This is a genomic window from Lelliottia sp. JS-SCA-14 (genome assembly GCF_035593345.1).
GTDB lineage: Bacteria > Pseudomonadota > Gammaproteobacteria > Enterobacterales > Enterobacteriaceae > Enterobacter > Enterobacter wanjuensis.
Window position 1 is genome coordinate 4,156,849 of record NZ_CP141606.1, and the last position, 19,291, is coordinate 4,176,139.

General features: G+C 58.3%; 17 protein-coding genes. 8 read left to right on the forward strand and 9 right to left on the reverse strand.

Annotation, left to right across the window (positions count from 1 at the left end):
* Window positions 1–1,059, forward strand: a complete 1,059-nt coding sequence (gene ygjJ / locus U9O48_RS19360) for a protein YgjJ (RefSeq protein WP_285145564.1) — start codon at window positions 1–3, stop codon at window positions 1,057–1,059.
* A 16-nt stretch (window positions 1,060–1,075) separates the two neighbouring features.
* Window positions 1,076–3,427 (forward strand): alpha-glucosidase, encoded by a 2,352-nt coding sequence (gene ygjK / locus U9O48_RS19365; RefSeq protein WP_285145565.1) that lies wholly within the window; start codon window positions 1,076–1,078, stop codon window positions 3,425–3,427.
* Between the two features lie 111 nt (window positions 3,428–3,538).
* Here the strand turns inward: ygjK and lsrG are convergent, their stop codons facing one another.
* From lsrG to lsrA, 6 genes are read right to left on the reverse strand one after another with little or no spacing between them, the layout of a single operon-like run.
* Window positions 3,539–3,835: a (4S)-4-hydroxy-5-phosphonooxypentane-2,3-dione isomerase gene (lsrG, locus tag U9O48_RS19370; RefSeq protein WP_285145566.1), complete on the reverse strand. Its 297-nt coding sequence runs from the start codon at window positions 3,833–3,835 to the stop codon at window positions 3,539–3,541.
* Window positions 3,832–4,719, reverse strand: coding sequence for a 3-hydroxy-5-phosphonooxypentane-2,4-dione thiolase (gene lsrF / locus U9O48_RS19375; RefSeq protein ID WP_285145567.1), 888 nt, complete (start codon window positions 4,717–4,719; stop codon window positions 3,832–3,834). The genes lsrG and lsrF overlap by 4 nt, the downstream gene beginning before the upstream one ends.
* 11 nt (window positions 4,720–4,730) lie before the next feature.
* Entirely contained in the window at window positions 4,731–5,732 is a 1,002-nt protein-coding gene (lsrB, locus tag U9O48_RS19380) for an autoinducer 2 ABC transporter substrate-binding protein LsrB (protein ID WP_095283484.1), read from the reverse strand.
* Complete coding sequence (gene lsrD / locus U9O48_RS19385) at window positions 5,729–6,712, reverse strand: autoinducer 2 ABC transporter permease LsrD (RefSeq protein ID WP_282494248.1); 984 nt, start codon at window positions 6,710–6,712, stop codon at window positions 5,729–5,731. Before lsrD ends, lsrB begins: the two co-directional genes overlap by 4 nt.
* Window positions 6,713–7,744: an autoinducer 2 ABC transporter permease LsrC gene (lsrC, locus tag U9O48_RS19390; RefSeq protein WP_324723030.1), complete on the reverse strand. Its 1,032-nt coding sequence runs from the start codon at window positions 7,742–7,744 to the stop codon at window positions 6,713–6,715.
* Complete coding sequence (gene lsrA, locus U9O48_RS19395) at window positions 7,741–9,228, reverse strand: autoinducer 2 ABC transporter ATP-binding protein LsrA (RefSeq protein ID WP_324724417.1); 1,488 nt, start codon at window positions 9,226–9,228, stop codon at window positions 7,741–7,743. The genes lsrC and lsrA overlap by 4 nt, the downstream gene beginning before the upstream one ends.
* Before the next feature lie 217 nt (window positions 9,229–9,445).
* Between lsrA and lsrR the strand changes: the two genes are divergently transcribed.
* Complete coding sequence (gene lsrR / locus U9O48_RS19400) at window positions 9,446–10,417, forward strand: transcriptional regulator LsrR (protein ID WP_282494246.1); 972 nt, start codon at window positions 9,446–9,448, stop codon at window positions 10,415–10,417.
* Window positions 10,418–10,450: 33 nt separating this feature from the next.
* The gene (gene lsrK, locus U9O48_RS19405; RefSeq protein ID WP_324723032.1) at window positions 10,451–12,031 is read left to right on the forward strand and encodes an autoinducer-2 kinase; all 1,581 of its coding nucleotides are present in this window, start codon (window positions 10,451–10,453) and stop codon (window positions 12,029–12,031) included.
* Between the two features lie 61 nt (window positions 12,032–12,092).
* Here lsrK and U9O48_RS19410 read toward each other — a convergent pair whose 3' ends face one another.
* The gene (locus U9O48_RS19410; RefSeq protein WP_285145570.1) at window positions 12,093–12,620 is read right to left on the reverse strand and encodes a DUF943 family protein; all 528 of its coding nucleotides are present in this window, start codon (window positions 12,618–12,620) and stop codon (window positions 12,093–12,095) included.
* Window positions 12,620–12,853: a DUF3289 family protein gene (locus U9O48_RS19415; protein ID WP_324723033.1), complete on the reverse strand. Its 234-nt coding sequence runs from the start codon at window positions 12,851–12,853 to the stop codon at window positions 12,620–12,622. Before U9O48_RS19415 ends, U9O48_RS19410 begins: the two co-directional genes overlap by 1 nt.
* Window positions 12,854–13,086: 233 nt before the next feature.
* Between U9O48_RS19415 and U9O48_RS19420 the strand changes: the two genes are divergently transcribed.
* Window positions 13,087–15,108: an NADPH-dependent 2,4-dienoyl-CoA reductase gene (locus tag U9O48_RS19420; RefSeq protein ID WP_324723034.1), complete on the forward strand. Its 2,022-nt coding sequence runs from the start codon at window positions 13,087–13,089 to the stop codon at window positions 15,106–15,108.
* An 85-nt stretch (window positions 15,109–15,193) separates the two neighbouring features.
* On the opposite strand, the gene rlmG is transcribed toward U9O48_RS19420, so the two are convergent.
* Window positions 15,194–16,330: a 23S rRNA (guanine(1835)-N(2))-methyltransferase RlmG gene (gene rlmG / locus U9O48_RS19425; RefSeq protein WP_324723035.1), complete on the reverse strand. Its 1,137-nt coding sequence runs from the start codon at window positions 16,328–16,330 to the stop codon at window positions 15,194–15,196.
* Between the two features lie 84 nt (window positions 16,331–16,414).
* Between rlmG and U9O48_RS19430 the strand changes: the two genes are divergently transcribed.
* The 3 genes from U9O48_RS19430 to U9O48_RS19440 all read left to right on the forward strand — a co-directional run bounded on the left by U9O48_RS19430 (window position 16,415) and on the right by U9O48_RS19440 (window position 19,231).
* Window positions 16,415–16,918 (forward strand): YgjP-like metallopeptidase domain-containing protein, encoded by a 504-nt coding sequence (locus tag U9O48_RS19430; protein WP_285148207.1) that lies wholly within the window; start codon window positions 16,415–16,417, stop codon window positions 16,916–16,918.
* Between the two features lie 70 nt (window positions 16,919–16,988).
* A complete protein-coding gene (locus U9O48_RS19435; RefSeq protein WP_324723037.1) occupies window positions 16,989–17,987 on the forward strand; it encodes a Gfo/Idh/MocA family oxidoreductase in 999 nt (332 codons plus the stop codon).
* A 275-nt stretch (window positions 17,988–18,262) separates the two neighbouring features.
* Window positions 18,263–19,231 (forward strand): TerC family protein, encoded by a 969-nt coding sequence (locus tag U9O48_RS19440; RefSeq protein WP_324723038.1) that lies wholly within the window; start codon window positions 18,263–18,265, stop codon window positions 19,229–19,231.
* Window positions 19,232–19,291: the final 60 nt, after the last annotated feature.

A 19,291-nucleotide genomic window follows, 5' to 3' on the forward strand; every position in this document is an offset into this window, starting at 1 on the left:
ATGAAAATAACACCGACTCTTTACGGGGCACTGGCTGCCCTCTCTTTTTGCACGCCATCGATGGCCGCGGAAGAAGCACGACCAGCAGAACATGACGACACCCGCACGCCGGAACTGAGCGCCACTTCGTACCGTTTTTACGGCGAGCTGGGCGTCGGCGGGTATATGGATCTCGAAGGCCCGGAGAAACACAAATACAGCGACGGAACCTATATCGAAGGCGGGCTGGAGATCAAACACGGCCCGTGGTTTGGCCTGATCTACGGCGAAGGCTGGACCGTACAGGCGGACCATCAGGGCAACGCCTGGGTTCCCGACCACAGCTGGGGCGGGTTCGAGGGCGGTCTGAACCGTTTTTACGGCGGCTATCGCACGGAGGACAGCACCGAAATCATGCTCAGCCTGCGCCAGGATTCGTCCCTCGACGACCTGCAATGGTGGGGCGATTTCACCCCGGATCTGGGCTATGTCATCCCAAACACCCGCGACATCATGACCGCGCTGAAAGTGCAAAACCTGGCGGGTAAACTGCGCTACAGCGTGACCGCCACACCCGCCGGGCATCACGACGAAAGCAAGGCCTGGCTGCACTTCGGGAAGTACGATCGCTACGACGATAAGTACACTTATCCGGCGATGATGAACGGTTATTTACAGTACGAATTCATCGACGGCGTGACCTGGATGAACGGCCTGGAAGTGACCGACGGCACCGGCGAATTGTTCTTAACCGGACTGCTGTCACCCAATCTGGCCGCCCGCGCATGGCATCATACCGGGCGCGCCAAAGGGCAAAACGTGCCGGGCACGGAGACCGGGTTTATGGCAAGCGCGATGGTCGAAACCCTGAAAGGGCTCTACTTCTCCACCGCCTGGAGCTACGCCAAACATCGCCCTGATGATTCCGCCAACGAAACCACCTCGTTTATGCAGTTCGGCATCTGGTACGAATACGGCAACGGGCGTTTTGCTACCGCCGCCGACAGCCGCTGGTACATGAAAACCGCCTCGGGCGACCCGAGCGACCAGGTTTTCCTGATGCAATATTTCTACTGGTAACAAGGACCGATTGACCATGAAACTGACTACCCCACTTGCCCCGCTGGCCTGCGCGCTGCTGCTCAGCCTGTCGGCGCATGCAACGACTGCCGACCACTATAAAAACGTGATTAACCGCGTCGGCGCGCCGCACTACATGCAGGATTTCGACAGCGACGACCACCAGCGTTTTAACCCCTTCTTCGATCTCGGGGCCTGGCACGGACATCTCCTGCCCGATGGCCCGGAAACCATGGGCGGCTTCCCCGGCCCGGCGCTGCTGACGGAAGAGTACATCAACTTTATGGCCAGTAACTTTGACCGGCTGACGGTCACGCGCGGCGGCAAAAAAGTGGATTTCACGATGCAGGCCTGGAGTCTTCCTGGCGCGTTAGTCCAGACCCTGACCGCGCCGGGCGTGAAGATCGTCATGACATTGCGTTTCGCCAGCCCGCGCACCTCGCTTCTGGAAACGCAAATCACCACTGACGCGCCTCTGGTGCTGCAATGGGACGGCGAGCTGCTGGAAAAACTGGAAGCCAAAGAGGGCAAAGCGGTCTCCGATAAGACCATCGACGCGGCATACCCGGACTATCAGCGCCGCCTGATCGCCACGCGCGACGGCGTGAACGTGACCTTTGGAAAAGTGCGTTCAACCTGGGATCTACTGACCTCCGGCGCATCGCAGTATCAGGTGCATAAATCGATTCCCGTTGAGACCCACATTGACGGGCATCGCTTCACCAGCACCGCGCGCGTCAACGGTTCGACGAGGATCTGGACGACGTATTCCCATCTGCTGACCGCCGATGACGTCAGCCATGAGAAGGCGCAGATCCGCGATATCCTCGCCCGTCCTGCGCACTTTATGCAGGCGTCGGAGCAGCGCTGGGAAGGTTATTTGCAGCGCGGGCTGACCAACCCGGACGCCACGCCGGAACAGACGCGCGTCGCGGTAAAAGCCATCGAAACCCTGAACGGCAACTGGCGCTCGCCGGGCGGCGCGGTGAAATTCAATACCGTCACGCCGTCGGTCACCGGGCGCTGGTTCTCCGGCAACCAGACCTGGCCGTGGGACACCTGGAAGCAGGCGTTTGCGATGGCGCACTTCAACCCGGAGATCGCTAAAGAGAACATCCGCGCGGTCTTCTCGTGGCAAGTGAAAGCCGACGATAAAGTGCGTCCGCAGGATGCCGGATTTGTCCCGGATCTGATCGCCTGGAACCTCAGCCCGGATCGCGGCGGCGACGGCGGGAACTGGAACGAACGCAACACCAAGCCGAGTCTTGCGGCCTGGTCGGTGATGGCGGTTTATAAAACCACCCAGGACAAAGCCTGGCTGGAGGAGATGTACCCGAAACTGGTGGCTTATCACGACTGGTGGCTGCGCAACCGCGATCACAACCACAACGGCGTGCCGGAATACGGGGCGACGCGCGATAAAGCCCATAACACTGAAAACGGCGAGATGCTGTTCACGGTGAAAACTGGCGATAAAGAACAAACCCTTTCAGGGCTTAAGAATTACGACACGACCGTCAGCAAAGGCCAGTACGACAGCCTGCAAATTCCGGCGCAGGTGGCGGCCTCCTGGGAGTCCGGACGCGACGATGCGGCGGTGTTTGGCTTTATCGACAAAGATCAGCTGGATAAATACGTGCAGAACGGCGGGAAGCGCAGCGACTGGACGGTGAGTTTCGCCGAAAACCGCGACGCCAAAGGCACCCTGCTCGGCTATTCCCTGATGCAGGAGTCCGTCGATCAGGCGAGCTATATGTTCAGCGATAACCGCTATCTGGCGGAAATGGCGACGATCCTCGGCAAACCCGAAGCGGCGAAGCACTACGCGCAACTGGCGGATAAACTCGCGGAGTACATCAACACCTGCATGTTTGATGCGAAAACGCAGTTCTATTACGACATTCGCATCGAAGATAAACCGCTGGCCAACGGCTGCGCGGGCAGACCGATCGTCGAGCGCGGCAAAGGGCCGGAAGGCTGGTCGCCGCTGTTTAACGGCGCGGCAACGCAGGTGCACGCCGATGCGGTGGTGAACGTGATGCTCGACCCGAAAGAGTTTAATACCTTTGTGCCGCTCGGCACTGCGGCGTTAACCAACCCGGCGTTTGGCGCAGATATCTACTGGCGCGGACGCGTGTGGGTGGATCAGTTCTGGTTTGGGCTCAAAGGGATGGAACGCTACGGGCATCGCGACGCGGCGCTGAAACTGGCGGATACGTTCTTCCAGCACGCCAAAGGGCTGACCAGCGATGGGCCGATTCAGGAGAACTACAACCCGCTGACCGGCGCGCAGCAGGGTGCGCCGAACTTCTCATGGAGTTCTGCGCATTTGTATATGTTGTATAACGATTTTTTCCGTAAGGAGTAGTCTGGGCCCCTCACCCCGGCCCTCTCCCCAGGGGAGAGGGAGAAAACCGAATGCCCCCTGATCGCACTGGACGGTCCCCTCTCCCTGTGGGAGAGGGTTAGGGTGAGGGCATCAGCCTTCCGGCATCAACCCCACAAAACTCCGTTTCTTACGCGGCTCCGACATCAACGCCTCAAGCTTATCGACGCACGCCAGATAGTGCGGGGTCTGCTTGTGTGCCAGCACCGCCTCTTCGTCTTTGTACGCCTCGTAGATAAAGAACCGGGTCTTCACCCGCGGGTCCTGCAGTACGTCAAAACGCAGATTCCCCGGCTCCTGAATCGCCCCTTCGTGGTTGGCGCGAAACACCTCCAGAAACTCATCCACACGTTCCGGTTTGATATTGATTTCCACTAACGTCACATTCATTTCACCTCTCCCTGTTTCTCTTCCTGCCAGAACTGGAACGCCTCGCGGGCGCTCATGTTCTCGTGTACCACTTTTTTCACCGCTTTCAGCATCGCCAGCGGCGCGCTGGACTGGAAGATGTTGCGCCCCATGTCCACACCCGACGCCCCCTGATCGATGGCACGGAAACACATCTCCAGCGCCTCATGCTCCGGCAGCTTTTTACCCCCGGCGATCACAATCGGTACCGGGCAGCTGGCGGTCACTTTTTCAAAGCCCTCTTCCACGAAATAGGTTTTGACGAACTGCGCCCCCATTTCGGCGGCAATGCGGCTGGCGAGCGAGAAATAGCGCGCGTCGCGGGCCATCTCTTTCCCGACGCCGGTCACCGCCAGCGTCGGAATGCCGTAGCGGTTGCCCGCATCCACCAGCTTGATAATGTTGTTGATCGACTGATGCTCAAACTCGCTGCCGATATAGACCTGCGCCGCCACGGCGCAGACGTTCAGGCGCAGCGCATCTTCCATCGCCACCGCCACGCACTCGTTCGACAGCTCGCCCAGAATCGAGTTACCGCCCGACGCGCGCAGCACCACCGGTTTGTTGGTGGCAGGCGGCACCTGGCTTCGCAAAATGCCGCGGGTACACATCAGCACGTCGGTTTCGGCAAACAGCGGAGCAATCGACAGATCGATACGCTCAAGCCCGGTGGTCGGTCCCTGAAAATAGCCATGGTCAAAGGCGAGCATCACCGTGCGGTTACTTTTCGGGTTAAAGATGCGCGCCAGCCGCGACTGCATTCCCCAGTCCAGCGCCCCGCAGCCCTTCAGGGTAAAGGGCACGTTCTGCTGCGGCGTGCCGATGCCAAAATCTTTTCCGTCTTTGATGTCATCTAAATCAGCCATGTTCTCCCCCGTCAGAAGTCGTATTTGTCGATGTTCTCTTTGGTGAACACCACGCGCTCCGGCAGCAGCACGATGCCGTTCCCTTTCGCCTCATACTGATAACCCTGCACGCTGTTCGGCTCGACCTTCAGCACGCCGATGCCTTTCACATCCACGCTATCGCCCACGTTAAGATCGCCTTTTTTCAGCAAATGATCGGCGACATTGACCGCAATTTTGCCCTGCTGCACCACATCCCACAGGCCGAAGGCTTTCACCGTGCCGCGCTCGACGTACGGGCGCATCACGTTTGGCGTACTAAAGCCGACAATCGCCACCCCTTCGCGCTTGAGGTTTTCCGCCGCCTGCGCCGCCGCTGGCAGGGCGTTGGCATCCGGGGCGATGATCGCATCCAGATCCGGATAGGCTTTTAAAATCCCTTCAGCGGTTTGCAGGGATTTGGTGGCGTCGTTATAGCCAAACTGGGTGGTGACAACCTGCCACTGCGGATGGTCTTTCTCGATTTTGGCCTTCGCCTCTTTCACCCACTGGTTCTGGTCGGTCACGGTGGGGCTGGAGTAGAAGAAGGCGACCTTGGCGTTCGGCTTAGTGACCTGTTTTCCGGCCATGTCGACCAGCAGGCCGCCGAGCTGTTCCGGCGTGCCCTGGTTGATGTAGACGCTGCGGCACTCGGGTTTGGTGTCGGAATCCCAGGTCAGCACTTTCACGCCGCGCTGCATCGCGCGTTTCAGCGCCGGGCAGAGCCCGTCCGGCGAGACGGCGGAGACGATAATGGCGTTGAAGCCCTGGTTGACGAAGTTGTTGATGAGCTGCACCTGGCCGGAGACGCTCGGCTCGGTCGGGCCGTCGTAGGTCACGTCCACGCCGAGTTCTTTACCCGCCTCTTTCGCGCCGTTGCCGCCGCTGGTAAAGAAGCCGACGCCGACCAGTTTCGGAATGAAGGCAATCCGTTCGGCGGCCTGCGCCGAGGCAAAGCTTAACGCCATCGCCAGGACTATCAGTTTTGTTTTCATCTTACGCTCCGGGTATTTTTTGTGAGAAGAGTGCGCAGCCATTCACGGTGCAAACTCAGCGAACGTCCCATCACCACCACAACCAGCAGCGCCCCTGACAGCGCGCTCGACACCTGGTTGGGGATGCCGACCATCTGTAAACCCTGCTGCAGATACCCCACCAGCAATGCCGCCAGCGCCGTACCGACAACCGAACCTGAACCGCCATAAATATTTGCCCCGCCAAGCACCGCCGCCGTGAGCGCGGGCATCAGCAGGTCGCGCCCCAAATCGGAACGCGCCGAGCCGAAATAGGAGACCATCACCAGGGCGGCAATCGCCGAGGCCACGCCGACCAGGCCGTACAACGCATAGGGCATACCGTTGACCGACAGCGCCGCATAGCGCGCCGCGCGAGGGTTTTGCCCGATCAAAAACAGGTGTCGGCCAAAGCGCCCGCGATGGGTGATCAGCCAGAAGAAGAAGGTGATCACCGCGAACAGCACGAGCGGGATCGGCAGGCCAAACAGCGTCAGATTGGCAAAGGCGGTGAAGCTGTCCGGGAAGCCGCCGATGCCTTCGTAGCCGGTCGCGCCTGCCATGCCGGAGAGCAGCAGCGCCCCGCCGCCGTAGAGGTAAAGCGTGCCGAGAGTGATCACCAGCGGGCTGATGCCGGTGTAGTGGATCAGCGCGGCGTTGAACAGGCCGCACAGCAGGCCGAGTACCAGCGTGAGCGGGATCGCCAGCGCCATCGGCCACCCCGCCTGCATCATCACGCCCAGCGCAATCGCGCACAGGCCAATGGTCGAGCCGAGAGAAATATCAATTCCGCCGCTGATGATCACCAGCGTCAGCGGCAGGGCCACGATGCCGATGCAGATGAAGTCGCTGGTGCTGAACAGCAGCATGTTGATGTCTAACATCCGTGGGTTAATGGCCCCGAACAGCAGGATCTCCAGCACCAGTAAAATCAGCAGCGCGCTTTCCCAGTTAAGCTTCATTTACGCCACCTCTTTTTTGCGTTTCGGAAACGGGGTGACGTGCTTTCCCCCTTTGTTGCCGGGCTGGAAACGGCTGTATTTCAGGGCGCGCTGATGGCGGGTCAGCGCCTGACGCAGCCGCCCGTCGAGGACCAGCACGCCGAGCAGCACCAGCCCGGCGATAAAGTCATTCCACCAGGCCGGGAGTTTGAACAGCACCAGCACGGTGTCGATTTGCGTGAGGAAAAAGGCACCGAGAAACGCGCCGATCAGCGTCCCGGTTCCACCGAGAAGCGAAATCCCGCCCAGCACGCAGGCGGCGATGGCTTTCATCTCCAGCCCGCTGCCGGTCTGATTGGGCACAAAACCGATCTGCGAGGCAAAGACGATCCCGGCGCAGGCGGCCAGCACACCGTTGAGGGTAAAAGCGATCATCCGGGTGCGGTTTACCGCCACGCCGAGCTGACGCGCGGCGGCGAGGTTATCGCCCACGGCGTAAAAATCGCGACCCGACGCGGTGCGCGACAGGTTCCACGCGCCGATCAGCGCCAGAAACAGCACCACCATCCCAAGCGGCGAAATGCCGACAGCGACCGGCTCCGACAGAGCTTTCAGGCTAGAGGGCAAACCTTCGATCCACTTCCCGCCCGTCCACAGCAGCATCGCCCCGCGGTAGAGCCCCAGCGTGCCGAGGGTGGCGACAATCGCCGGGATGCGCAGCCCGACCACCAGCAGCCCGTTAAAGGCCCCGGCCAGCGCGCCAATCGCCACGGCAAACAGCATGGAAACTGGCAGGCTGTAGCCGTTGTTGAGCGCTACGCCGACGGCAATGGCGCACAGCCCGACGGTAGACCCGACCGAGACATCAATGTTGCGCGTCAGCATCACCAGGGTCGCACCCAGGGCCAGCAGGATCAGGATTTGCGAGCTGGCGAAAATCATCCCCAGCGTCTGAAAGCTCAGATAGGCCGGATTGAGCGCCACCAGCACGCCGAACAGCGCCAGAATGGCGAGGAAGGCGCTCAGCTCGCGGTTTTTCAGTAACGTCTTCATGATTGCCCTCCAAAGGCCAGCGCCATCATCCGGTCGAGGCTCACGGCGTGGCGCGGCAGTTCGCCGCTGAGTACGCCCTGATGCATCACCAGCACCCGGTCGGCAAGGCCCGGAAATTCATCGAGATCGCTGGAGATCATCAGCACCGCCACGTTCTGCGCCGCCACGCTTTTGATCAGCTGATAGATGTCTGCGCGGGCCGATACGTCCACCCCGCGCGTCGGTTCATCGACAATCAACAGCAGCGGATTGGCCTCCAGACAGCGCGCCAGCAGCACCTTCTGCTGATTACCGCCGGAGAGCGTGCGCACGGTTTGATCCGGGTGATTGAGTTTGATCCCCAGCGCCCGGTGATAACGCTCCACCACCGCCGCCTCGCGCTTGCGCTGCTGCCAGATGGAAGGCTCATTCAGCGCCACGGTGTTCCAGCGGATCGGCGCATCGAGGAACAGGCCGGAGACCTGACGATCCTCCGGGAGATAGACCAGCCCTTTGTCGAGCCGCGACAGCACCGAATCGCCGCCGATCTCCTGATTCTCCAGCCAGATCTTTCCGCCACGCACGGGCCGCAGCCCGTACAGCGTTTCGGCAAACTCGGTGCGCCCCGATCCCACAAGACCCGCCAGGCCGACGATCTCCCCGGCGTAGATCTCAAGATTCAGATCGATAAAGCCTTCGCCCGTCAGATCTTCCACCCGCAGCACCGGGAAATCCTGCGCCTGGGTGCGGCGATTGCCCGGCAGGGCCAGCCACAGTTTTTGCGTGTCGCTTAAGGCATGATCCCGGCTGACCGGCGTCATGGCGGCAATTAAGGCGTTGTCATCGAAGGCTGTCGTTTCGCCGCTCAGCACCACCGCCCCGTCGCGCATGACGGACACATGGCTGGCAAGCTGGCGGATCTCCGGCAGTTTGTGGGAGATAAACACGATGCCGACGCCAAGGGCCTGCAACGCGCGGATCTGGCGAAACAGGCGCTCGGTTTCCCCAGGGGTGAGCGACGCCGTCGGTTCATCGAGGATCAGGATCTTCGCCTCGCGCATCAGTCCGCGCAGGATCTCCACCATCTGCTGATCCGCCACTTCCAGGGTGCTGGCGGCGGCGTCGAGATTGAGCTGGCACTGGAGCTGCTGGAGTTTATCGGCGAGGCGTTTTTCGAGCGTATTTTCACGCGGCAGGCGAAAGAGAATGTTTTCCCGCACGGTAAGATTGGGGAACAGCATCGGCTCCTGCGGTACCAGATAGATACCTAACTGGTGCGCCTGACCCGGCTTGAGGCGCGCAAATGGCTTTCCTTCCACCGTCAGTTCACCGCCGTCGGGCGTTTCCACCCCGGCGATGATTTTCATCAACGTCGATTTTCCCGCGCCGTTCCCGCCCATTAAGGCGTGAACCTGACCGGACAGCAGCGTGAAATCAATGCCTTTCAGCACCGGTACGCCGGAGAACTGCTTGTGGATATCACGCGCTTCGATCAGGACCGTCATCATCGCTCCGTTATTGAACAAATGATTTTTTGATTTAATAATGTTCAAAAGCGTAGACGGTGAACTATATTGACAACCGTGCAGGGATCACAATTTCATGGATTGAGATCCTAATTACCGGGCATCGATTTTTAAATGATCCGTTTTGCCGCGTGGCTCACACTTTCTGCCCGCGTCAGAGCGAACATATGATCTAAATTTTTATAAGAGTTCAAATATGGGCGATAAACGCATTGCCGAAGAGAGTCGGTTTGCCGGACTGGCGCTGGCAGAGGAAGAACTGGTCGCCCGGGTGGCGTGGTGTTACTACCACGACGGCCTGACGCAGAATGATATTGGCGAGCGCTTAGGCCTGCCGCGCCTGAAGATCTCGCGCTTGCTGGAAAAAGGGCGTCAGTCGGGGGTGATCCGCGTACAGATTAACTCCCGCTACGAAGGGTGTCTGGCGCTGGAGACCGAATTGCAGCAGCGCTTTAATCTGAAAATGGTGCGCGTGGTGCCGGCCCTGAATACCGCGCCGATGAACGTGCGCCTCGGGATTGGCGCGGCGCAGTCGCTGATGGGCTTGCTGGAACCCGGACAGCTGCTGGCAGTGGGATTTGGTGAAGCCACTATGAGCTGCATTCAGCACTTAAGCGGCTTTATTAGCTCCCAGCAGGTGCGGCTGGTGACGCTTTCCGGTGGCGTGGGGCCGTATATGACCGGCATCGGCCAGCTGGATGCGGCCTGTAGCATCAGCATGATCCCGGCTCCGCTGCGGGTTTCATCGGCAGAAGTGGCCGGAATTTTAAAACGCGAAGCCAGCGTGCGGGATGTGATCCTCGCCGCCACCGCCGCCGACGCAGCGGTCGTGGGGATTGGCTCCGTGAATCAGCGCCGTGACGCCACCATTTTGCGCTCGGGCTATATCAGCGAAGGCGAACAGCTCATGTATGCGCGCAAAGGCGCGGTCGGCGACATCCTCGGCTATTTCCTCAATGCCGCAGGGGAACGGGTGCCGGATCTGGAGATTCATCAGGAATTGCTCGGCGTCACGCTCGATGAACTGGCGCAGCTGCCAACCATCGTCGGCGTGGCCGGAGGGGAAGAGAAAGCAGATGCGATTTACGCCGCACTGAAAGGTCGCCTGATTAATGGCCTGGTGACGGAAGAGACGACAGCCCGCGCGGTGCTGGCCCTGGCGAACTAAGCCACCTGCCCCGTGCCAGACACGAGGCATGCTATGAGTTATCTTTTAGCGTTAGATGCAGGGACGGGAAGCGTTCGCGCCGTAGTTTTTGATTTGCAGGGCAACCAGATCGCCGTCGGCCAGGCGGAGTGGAAACACCTGAGCGTGGAGAACGTGCCTGGCTCGATGGAGTTCGATCTCGACACCAACTGGCGGCTGGCCTGTCAGTGCATCCATCAGGCGCTGGAGCGTGCGCACCTGAGCGCGGCGGATATTCAGTCCGTCGCCTGCTGTTCGATGCGCGAGGGGATCGTGCTATACGATCGCAACGGCGACGCCATCTGGGCCTGCGCCAACGTCGACGCCCGTGCCAGCCGCGAAGTGGCTGAACTCAAAGAGATCCACGATTACCATTTCGAATCCGAAGTGTATGACGTCTCCGGCCAGACTCTGGCTCTCTCCGCCATGCCGCGCCTGCTGTGGCTGGCGCACCATCGCCCGGATATTTATCGCAAAGCGGCGACGATCACCATGATCAGCGACTGGCTGGCGGCGAAGCTCTCCGGCGAGCTGGCGGTGGACCCTTCTAACGCAGGCACCACCGGAATGCTCGATCTGTTCAGCCGCGACTGGCGTCCTGCTCTGCTGGATATGGCCGGGCTGCGCGCCGATATTCTCTCGCCGGTCAAAGAGACCGGTACCGTACTGGGAGCTGTCACCCGCGAGGCGGCGTCGCAGTGTGGTCTGCGCGAAGGCACGCCGGTGGTGATGGGCGGCGGCGACGTGCAGCTGGGCTGTCTGGGCCTCGGGGTTGTGCGCGCCGGGCAAACCGCGGTACTGGGCGGGACCTTCTGGCAGCAGGTGGTGAATCTCCCGCAGGTACGTACCGATCCGGAGATGAATATCCGCGTGAATCCGCATGTGATCCCCGGTATGGCGCAGGCGGAATCCATCAGCTTCTTTACCGGGCTGACGATGCGCTGGTTCCGCGACGCGTTTTGCGCCGAAGAGAAGCTGATTGCCGAGCGGATGGGGATGGACGCCTACGCCCTTCTCGAAGAGATGGCGAGTCGCGTTCCGGCGGGTTCACACGGCGTGATGCCGATCTTCTCCGACGCCATGCATTTTAAGCAGTGGTACCACGCGGCACCGTCGTTTATTAACCTCTCCATCGACCCGGAAAAATGCAACAAAGCGACGCTGTTCCGTGCGCTGGAGGAGAATGCGGCGATTGTCTCCGCCTGCAATCTGGCGCAGATTTCGCACTTTTCCGGCGTGAGGTTTGAGAGCCTGGTCTTCGCCGGTGGCGGCGCAAAAGGGGCACTCTGGAGCCAGATCTTATCCGACGTCACCGGACTGCCGGTGCGCGTCCCGGAAGTCAAAGAGGCGACTGCGCTGGGCTGCGCGATTGCGGCAGGTACGGGGGCCGGGTTATATGCGGATATGGCCTCAACGGGCGAAAAACTGGTGCGCTGGAGCCGGGAGTTTACGCCTAATCCTGAGCACCGCGAGCTGTACGACGGCATGATGCAGAAGTGGCAGGCTGTGTACGCCGATCAGCTCGGGCTGGTGGATAGCGGGCTGACGACGTCGATGTGGCAGGCGCCGGGTTTAAGTAAACTTTCCGAGGCGTAAGTGTCCATCACCCTCTCGGGTTTTAAATAATAGTCTGCCTGCCCGTAAAATGGGCAGGTGGTCAGCGAAACAACCAACGATCCAGACTATTGCCTAACCTTTTGTCCAGATCCTCAAAATACCTTTCATAATTACTTTTCTGCAGGCTACCGTCCGTACCCTGAACATATATCCCGCCCAGACCATAAATATAAAATGTTACCGTTCCGTCCTGATCGCGATCAATTCGCATCTGCATACTTTTATCTACACAACGATTGTCGCTATCAATATCTCTGAAGCAATAATAATCATCGATCCAGCGGCTATGGCTATTTTTTATACCACCAACAGCTTCCATTATTACAATACTTTCAAAGTGTTCCACTGAAATATGATAACGATTCCGTAAGATTTCCTTGTTATCATAAAACCAATTAATTTTATCCAGATCGGTTAATGGTAAGTGATCAACAGCAATTACATAATCACCAGACCATATATTTTCAGAAAACAAAACATTAACTTTCTGCAACGTACACGCATTATAGAAAGCCAACATTAAAAAGACTAACGCTAGCGGTTTCTTTAAAAAAAAGATGGCTCTCATCAATGATCACCGTTTCTTAAAAACTGTACCAAAAATGGTGAAAAATGGTTTGAATATAAAATCTCTATATAAGGATCCACATTGGCAGAGATATCCTTGAGGCTATGCGCCAGTAGCTCGCACTCCCTCATATCCCCACACAGCATATCGTTGGCGCTTACATTGTTAAAATGCGAGGCCGTATCGAAGAGTGTGCCTGGTAAATCCATTGATAGGCTGAAACAGTTGACCATCTCTTATTTACCTGAATAATAATCAATGAGTTACGAGAATTCAGTGTCAGACAGTATATTAAAATTACACGAAAAACAGGGCTTTTCTCACATTCTCTCAGCAACCTACTCGGTTGCTCCAATCTTTGAATCCCATCACATTCACCGCACTCCTCTTTTCCCCTTTTGCCCGCGACTGGCTAAATTAGTAACTCATCCGACCACATAACAATAATTTTACACTGGAAGAGATTATGAGCCGCTATCCGTCGCTTTTTGCCCCCCTCGATCTGGGGTTTACTACGCTCAAAAACCGCGTGTTGATGGGCTCTATGCATACCGGTCTGGAGGAGCATCCGGACGGCGCTGAGCGTCTGGCGGCGTTTTATGCCGAGCGTGCGCGCCACGGCGTGGCGCTGATTGTCACGGGAGGCGTGGCGCCTGCCCCTTCTGGCGTCGGCATGGAGGGCGGTGCGGTGCTAAACGACGCCAGCCAGCTACCGCATCACCGGATTGTGACCGACGCGGTGCACAAAGAAGGCGGCAAAATCGCCCTGCAAATCCTGCACACCGGGCGCTACAGCTATCAGCCGCATCTGGTCGCACCTTCCGCCATTCAGGCACCGATTAACCGCTTTAAACCCCACGCCCTCACCCACGAGGAGATCCTCGCGCTGATCGACGACTTCGCCCGCTGCGCCGCACTGGCGCGTGAAGCTGGCTACGACGGCGTGGAAATCATGGGTTCCGAAGGCTATCTGATTAACGAATTTCTGGCCGCACGCACCAACCAGCGCGACGACGAATGGGGCGGCGATTATCCGCGTCGGATGCGCTTTGCCGTCGAAGTGGTACGGGCCGTACGCGAGCGCGCCGGGGCTGATTTTATTATCGTCTTCCGCCTGTCGATGCTTGACCTGGTCGAAGGCGGCGGCACTTTTGACGAGACCGTCCAGCTGGCGCAGGCCATCGAAGCGGCGGGCGCGACCATCATAAATACCGGCATCGGCTGGCACGAGGCGCGCATTCCGACGATCGCCACCCCGGTCCCGCGCGCGGCGTTTAGCTGGGTGACGCGCAAGCTGAAAGGCAAAGTGTCGATCCCGCTGGTCACCACCAACCGAATCAACGATCCGCAGGTCGCGGACGACGTGCTGGCAAAAGGCGATGCCGATATAGTGTCGATGGCACGTCCGTTCCTCGCCGATGCGGAACTGCTGTCCAAAGCGCAGAGCGGTCGCGCGGATGAGATCAACACCTGCATCGGCTGTAATCAGGCGTGCCTGGACCAGATTTTCGTCGGCAAAGTTACTTCCTGCCTGGTCAACCCGCGCGCCTGTCATGAGACTAAAATGCCGATTGTTCCGGCGGTGAAAACCAAACGTCTGGCGGTGGTCGGCGCAGGTCCGGCGGGGCTGGCGTTCGCCATTAATGCCGCGTCACGCGGGCATTCGGTGACGTTGTTCGATGCCCTGGCGGAGATCGGCGGACAGTTTAACATCGCCAAGCAGATCCCCGGCAAAGAGGAGTTTTACGAAACCCTGCGCTATTACCGCCGGATGATCGCCCTGACGGGCGTGGATCTGCGGCTCAATCAGTTTGTCCGCGCGGAAGATCTGACCGCGTTTGACGAAGTGATCCTCGCCAGCGGGATCGCCCCACGCACCCCGGCGATCGAGGGCATCGATCACCCGAAAGTGCTGAGCTATCTCGACGTGCTGCGCGATAAAGTCCCGGTCGGCGAACGCGTGGCGATTATCGGCTGCGGCGGTATTGGCTTTGATACGGCGATGTATTTGAGTCAGCCGGGCGAAGCGACCAGCCAGAATATCGCTGAATTTTGCGTGGAATGGGGGATCGACACCAGCCTGAATCAGTCCGGCGGTCTGCGTCCGGAAGGACCGCAGTTGCCGAAAAGCCCGCGCCAGATCGTGATGCTCCAGCGTAAAGCCAGTAAACCGGGCGAAGGACTGGGCAAAACCACCGGCTGGATCCACCGCGCGACGCTGCTGTCGCGCGGCGTGAAGATGATCCCGGCGGTAAGTTATCAGAAGATCGACGATGAGGGGCTGCACCTGACGATCGGCGGTGAGCCGCAGGTATTACGCGTGGATCATGTGATTTTGTGCGCCGGACAGGAGCCAAAACGCGATCTGGCAGATCCGCTGCGCGAGGCCGGGAAAACGGTGCATTTGATTGGCGGGTGCGATGTGGCGATGGAGCTGGACGCCCGACGCGCGATTGCGCAGGGAACAAAACTGGCGTTAACCATTTAACCTGGTGCCCGGTAGCGCGGCGCTTACCGGGCCAACAAAACCTCACAGGGCGGTGCAAGCGACGCGCCGCCCGGCAAACACTATTTTAGCGACGACGACCCAGTTTCACCGCTTTCAGCACCACGAATTTGTTATTGGTGGCGACGGTTGCGCAGTTACCGAAGATCTTCTTCAGCTTGTGGAAGTAGTCGAGGTGGCGGTTCGCAACGATGTACAGCTCGCCGTTAATTTTCAGGCAACGACGCGCGTGGTGGAACATCTCCCATGCCACGTTATCCGTCAGGGCGTGTTTCTGGTGGAACGGCGGGTTGCAGATCACCGCGTTGAAGCGGAACGGCTCCACGCCTGACAGGGCGTTGTTGATCATGAACTCGCAGCGATCCAGGTTTTCCGGCATGTTGGTTTCAACATTGAGGCGGCTGGAGGCCACGGCCATTGGCGATTCATCGGTAAAGATGACGCTGGCTTCCGGGTTTTTCTCAAGCAACGTCAGACCGACCACACCGTTACCGCAGCCGAGGTCGACGATTTCGCCTTCCAGATTATCCGGCAGATGTTCCAGGAAAAAGCGTGCGCCGATATCCAGACCCGTGCGCGAGAAGACGTTAGCATAGTTGTGAATGGTCCAGTTAGTTCCATCCAGCTTCCAGCTCAGGGTTTCTGGCGCATCGGCAAGTTCAGGTTTGGTGAACGTCGGGTTGATCAAACGCGCTTTTTTCCACGCCAGCGTGGTGGTGGTTGGACCCAGCACTTTTTCGAACAACTCAATCGTGGAGTTGTGAATATCACGCGCTTTGGCGCCCGCGATAATGCGCGTCTCTGGCGTAACGACCTGGCGCAGGGCGCGCAGCTGCTGTTCCAGCAGAGCCAGCGTTTTAGGAATTTTAATGAGCACCACGCCCGGCGCCTGTGGGTATTCCGCAGTGCTGTCGAGGAACTTGACGCTGGATTCCGCGATATCGTTGTGACGCAGGTTTTCACGCGTCGCGAGCTCGCTTAAATAGGAGTCGCCGATGCTGTAAGGCGTGTGTTCGGCCAGCGCGCAACCCAGCGCACCGAAGGTGTCATTCAGGATCAGAACCGGGCCGACAATTTCAGTGTCATCCAACTGTTGCAGCAGATATTCATCCGCCGCTTCCCACGCCTGAAGCGGGTTAACGTCGTCCGTTTCCGGGAAACGTTTAAGATTGAGTGAACGGAAACCGTTGTCTAAGTGGCTCATCGGCCCTCCTGAGTGGTAAAATTTGGCGTTATCCCTGAAAAGGGTGCGTGAGTATACCCTTTTTATAATCTGCGTGGAGCGTTGATGAGCAATCTTAGTTATCTCCAGGGCTATCCGGAGAATTTACTCTCCCAGGTTCGCACCTTAATTGCCGAAGAGCGCCTGGGCAGTGTTCTTGAAAAACGTTATCCAGGAACACACAGCTTCGCGACGGATAAAGCGCTCTGGCAGTACACCCAGGATCTGAAAAGTCAGTTTCTGCGTAACGCCCCGCCGATCAACAAAGTGATGTATGACAACAAGATCCACGTGCTGAAAAATGCGCTGGGTCTGCACACCGCCGTGTCCCGCGTGCAGGGCGGAAAGCTGAAGGCTAAAGCGGAGATCCGCGTCGCCACGGTGTTCCGCAATGCGCCGGAAGCCTTTTTACGCATGATCGTGGTGCATGAGCTGGCGCATCTGAAAGAAAAGGAGCACGACAAAGCGTTCTATTCGTTGTGCTGCCACATGGAGCCGCAGTACCACCAGCTGGAGTTTGATACGCGCTTGTGGCTAACGCATTTATCGTTAAATGGTAATGCGGTGTGAAGCACTGGTTTTGTCATCCACGCGTGCTAAAGTGACAAAAGGTTCCCCGCTACGGAGTACGTGAACGTTTATGATACGTTTCGCAGTTATAGGCACGAACTGGATCACGCGCCAGTTCGTCGACGCCGCCCATGAAACCGGCAAATTCAAACTCACCGCCGTCTATTCCCGCAGCCATGAACAGGCGCAGACGTTTGCGAACGATTATCTCGTCGAGCATCTGTTTACCTCGCTGGATGAGATGGCGCAGAGCGATGCGATTGACGCGGTGTATATCGCCAGCCCGAACTCCCTGCACTCCCCTCAGACCCTGCAGTTCCTTGCGCACAAAAAACATGTGATTTGCGAGAAGCCGCTGGCGTCCAATATTCAGGAAGTGGAAGCCGCCATCCAGATGGCGCGGGAAAATCAGGTGGTGCTGTTCGAAGCATTCAAAACAGCCAGCCTGCCTAACTTCCTGCTGTTGCAGCAGTCGTTGCCGAAACTCGGCAAAATGCGTAAAGCCTTTATTAACTACTGCCAGTACTCCTCGCGCTACCAGCGCTATCTCGACGGCGAAAATCCCAACACCTTTAATCCGGCCTTCTCGAACGGCTCGATCATGGATATCGGTTTTTACTGCCTGGCCTCTGCGGTGGCCCTGTGGGGCGAGCCACACGGCGTAACCGCCACCGCCAGCCTGCTGGAAAGCGGCGTGGATGCCCACGGCGTTGTGGTGCTGGATTACGGCGATTTCAGCGTGACGCTCCAGCACTCCAAAGTCAGTGATTCGGTGCTGCCGAGCGAGATTCAGGGCGAAGAAGGCTCGCTGGTTATCGAGAAGATCTCCGAGTGCCAGAAGGTGAGCTTTATCCCGCGCGGCGGCAAGGCGCAGGAGCTGACGCAGCCTCAGCATATTAACACTATGCTGTATGAGGCAGAGGTATTCGCACGCCTGGTAGAGACCAATGAAGTGAACCACCCGGGGCTGGCCGTGAGCCGCACCACGGCGAAACTGCAGACCGAAATTCGCCGTCAGACCGGTGTAGTGTTCCCTGCGGATGACGTGAGCGCTAAAGCGATCGCGTAAAGCTGTGTAATAGAATCGTTAAGGGCATTGACGAAATCAGTGTCCTGACATATTTTGTTACCTGCAAAGGGGAGTAACTTCATTGCCGGTGGGTCGTCATTACGATGCGTGCAATACCGCATCCGGTCGCCGGGCAACGAAAAAGAGTCACGACACGTGTTCTTTTTGGTTGTAAGTGAGACCTTGCCGGAAGGCGAGGTCCCTGCATAAATAACGCAACGGCTATCGTCTTCTGACGTTGGCCGTTTTTGTTTTTTATGGAAGGAAAAATCTCTATGCACTCTGTCGGCACTCCAATGTTATGGGGCGGATTTGCAGTCGTGGTGGTCATCATGCTGGCGATCGACCTCTTTTTACAGGGCCGTCGCGGCGAACATGGTATGACCATGAAACAGGCCGCGGCCTGGTCGCTGGTATGGGTCACCCTCTCCCTGTTGTTCTGCGCCGCGTTCTGGTGGTATCTGGCACAAACGGAAGGCCGTGCGGTGGCAGACCCACAGGCGCTCGCCTTCCTCACCGGCTATCTGATTGAGAAAGCCCTCGCCGTTGATAACGTCTTTGTCTGGCTGATGCTGTTCAGCTATTTTGCGGTGCCTGCTGCACTGCAGCGTCGCGTGCTGGTCTACGGCGTGCTGGGCGCGATTATCCTGCGTACGGTGATGATCTTCGCCGGTAGCTGGCTGATTACCCAGTTCGAGTGGCTGCTGTATGTCTTCGGCGCGTTCCTGCTGTTCACCGGTGTGAAAATGGCGCTGGCGAAAGAGGACGAAACCGGGATTGGCGAGAAGCCGCTGGTGAAGTGGATCCGTGGGCATCTGCGCATGACCGACACCATCGACAACGAGCACTTCTTCGTGCGTAAGAACGGCCTGCTGTTTGCGACGCCGCTGCTGCTGGTGCTGATTCTGGTCGAGCTGAGCGACGTGATCTTTGCGGTCGACAGCATTCCGGCGATCTTCGCGGTGACCACCGATCCGTTCATCGTGTTGACCTCTAACCTGTTTGCGATCCTCGGCTTGCGTGCGATGTACTTCCTGCTGGCGGGCGTGGCGGAGCGCTTCTCGATGCTGAAATACGGTCTGTCGGTGATTCTGGTGTTTATCGGTATCAAGATGCTGATCGTCGATTTCTACCATATCCCGATCGCGATTTCGCTGGGCGTGGTGTTTGGTATTCTGGCGCTGACGCTGATCATTAACGCGTGGGTTAACCATCAGCACGATAAGAAACAGCAGGCGCAGTAAGCTGCATTATTGCCTGTGAAAATCGCCCGGTGGCGCTGCGCTTACCGGGCCTACAGGTGA

Coding starts and splice junctions, on each gene's coding strand:
- lsrB (WP_095283484.1), bottom strand. CDS start 5,732: ATGAAAACAAAACTGATAGTCCTGGCGATGGCGTTAAGCTTTGCCTCG.
- ygjK (WP_285145565.1), top strand. CDS start 1,076: ATGAAACTGACTACCCCACTTGCCCCGCTGGCCTGCGCGCTGCTGCTC.
- U9O48_RS19410 (WP_285145570.1), bottom strand. CDS start 12,620: ATGAGAGCCATCTTTTTTTTAAAGAAACCGCTAGCGTTAGTCTTTTTA.
- lsrG (WP_285145566.1), bottom strand. CDS start 3,835: ATGAATGTGACGTTAGTGGAAATCAATATCAAACCGGAACGTGTGGAT.
- lsrA (WP_324724417.1), bottom strand. CDS start 9,228: ATGACGGTCCTGATCGAAGCGCGTGATATCCACAAGCAGTTCTCCGGC.
- lsrF (WP_285145567.1), bottom strand. CDS start 4,719: ATGGCTGATTTAGATGACATCAAAGACGGAAAAGATTTTGGCATCGGC.
- U9O48_RS19440 (WP_324723038.1), top strand. CDS start 18,263: ATGCACTCTGTCGGCACTCCAATGTTATGGGGCGGATTTGCAGTCGTG.
- rlmG (WP_324723035.1), bottom strand. CDS start 16,330: ATGAGCCACTTAGACAACGGTTTCCGTTCACTCAATCTTAAACGTTTC.
- lsrD (WP_282494248.1), bottom strand. CDS start 6,712: ATGAAGCTTAACTGGGAAAGCGCGCTGCTGATTTTACTGGTGCTGGAG.
- lsrK (WP_324723032.1), top strand. CDS start 10,451: ATGAGTTATCTTTTAGCGTTAGATGCAGGGACGGGAAGCGTTCGCGCC.
- U9O48_RS19430 (WP_285148207.1), top strand. CDS start 16,415: ATGAGCAATCTTAGTTATCTCCAGGGCTATCCGGAGAATTTACTCTCC.
- U9O48_RS19415 (WP_324723033.1), bottom strand. CDS start 12,853: ATGGTCAACTGTTTCAGCCTATCAATGGATTTACCAGGCACACTCTTC.
- U9O48_RS19420 (WP_324723034.1), top strand. CDS start 13,087: ATGAGCCGCTATCCGTCGCTTTTTGCCCCCCTCGATCTGGGGTTTACT.
- lsrR (WP_282494246.1), top strand. CDS start 9,446: ATGGGCGATAAACGCATTGCCGAAGAGAGTCGGTTTGCCGGACTGGCG.
- lsrC (WP_324723030.1), bottom strand. CDS start 7,744: ATGAAGACGTTACTGAAAAACCGCGAGCTGAGCGCCTTCCTCGCCATT.
- ygjJ (WP_285145564.1), top strand. CDS start 1: ATGAAAATAACACCGACTCTTTACGGGGCACTGGCTGCCCTCTCTTTT.
- U9O48_RS19435 (WP_324723037.1), top strand. CDS start 16,989: ATGATACGTTTCGCAGTTATAGGCACGAACTGGATCACGCGCCAGTTC.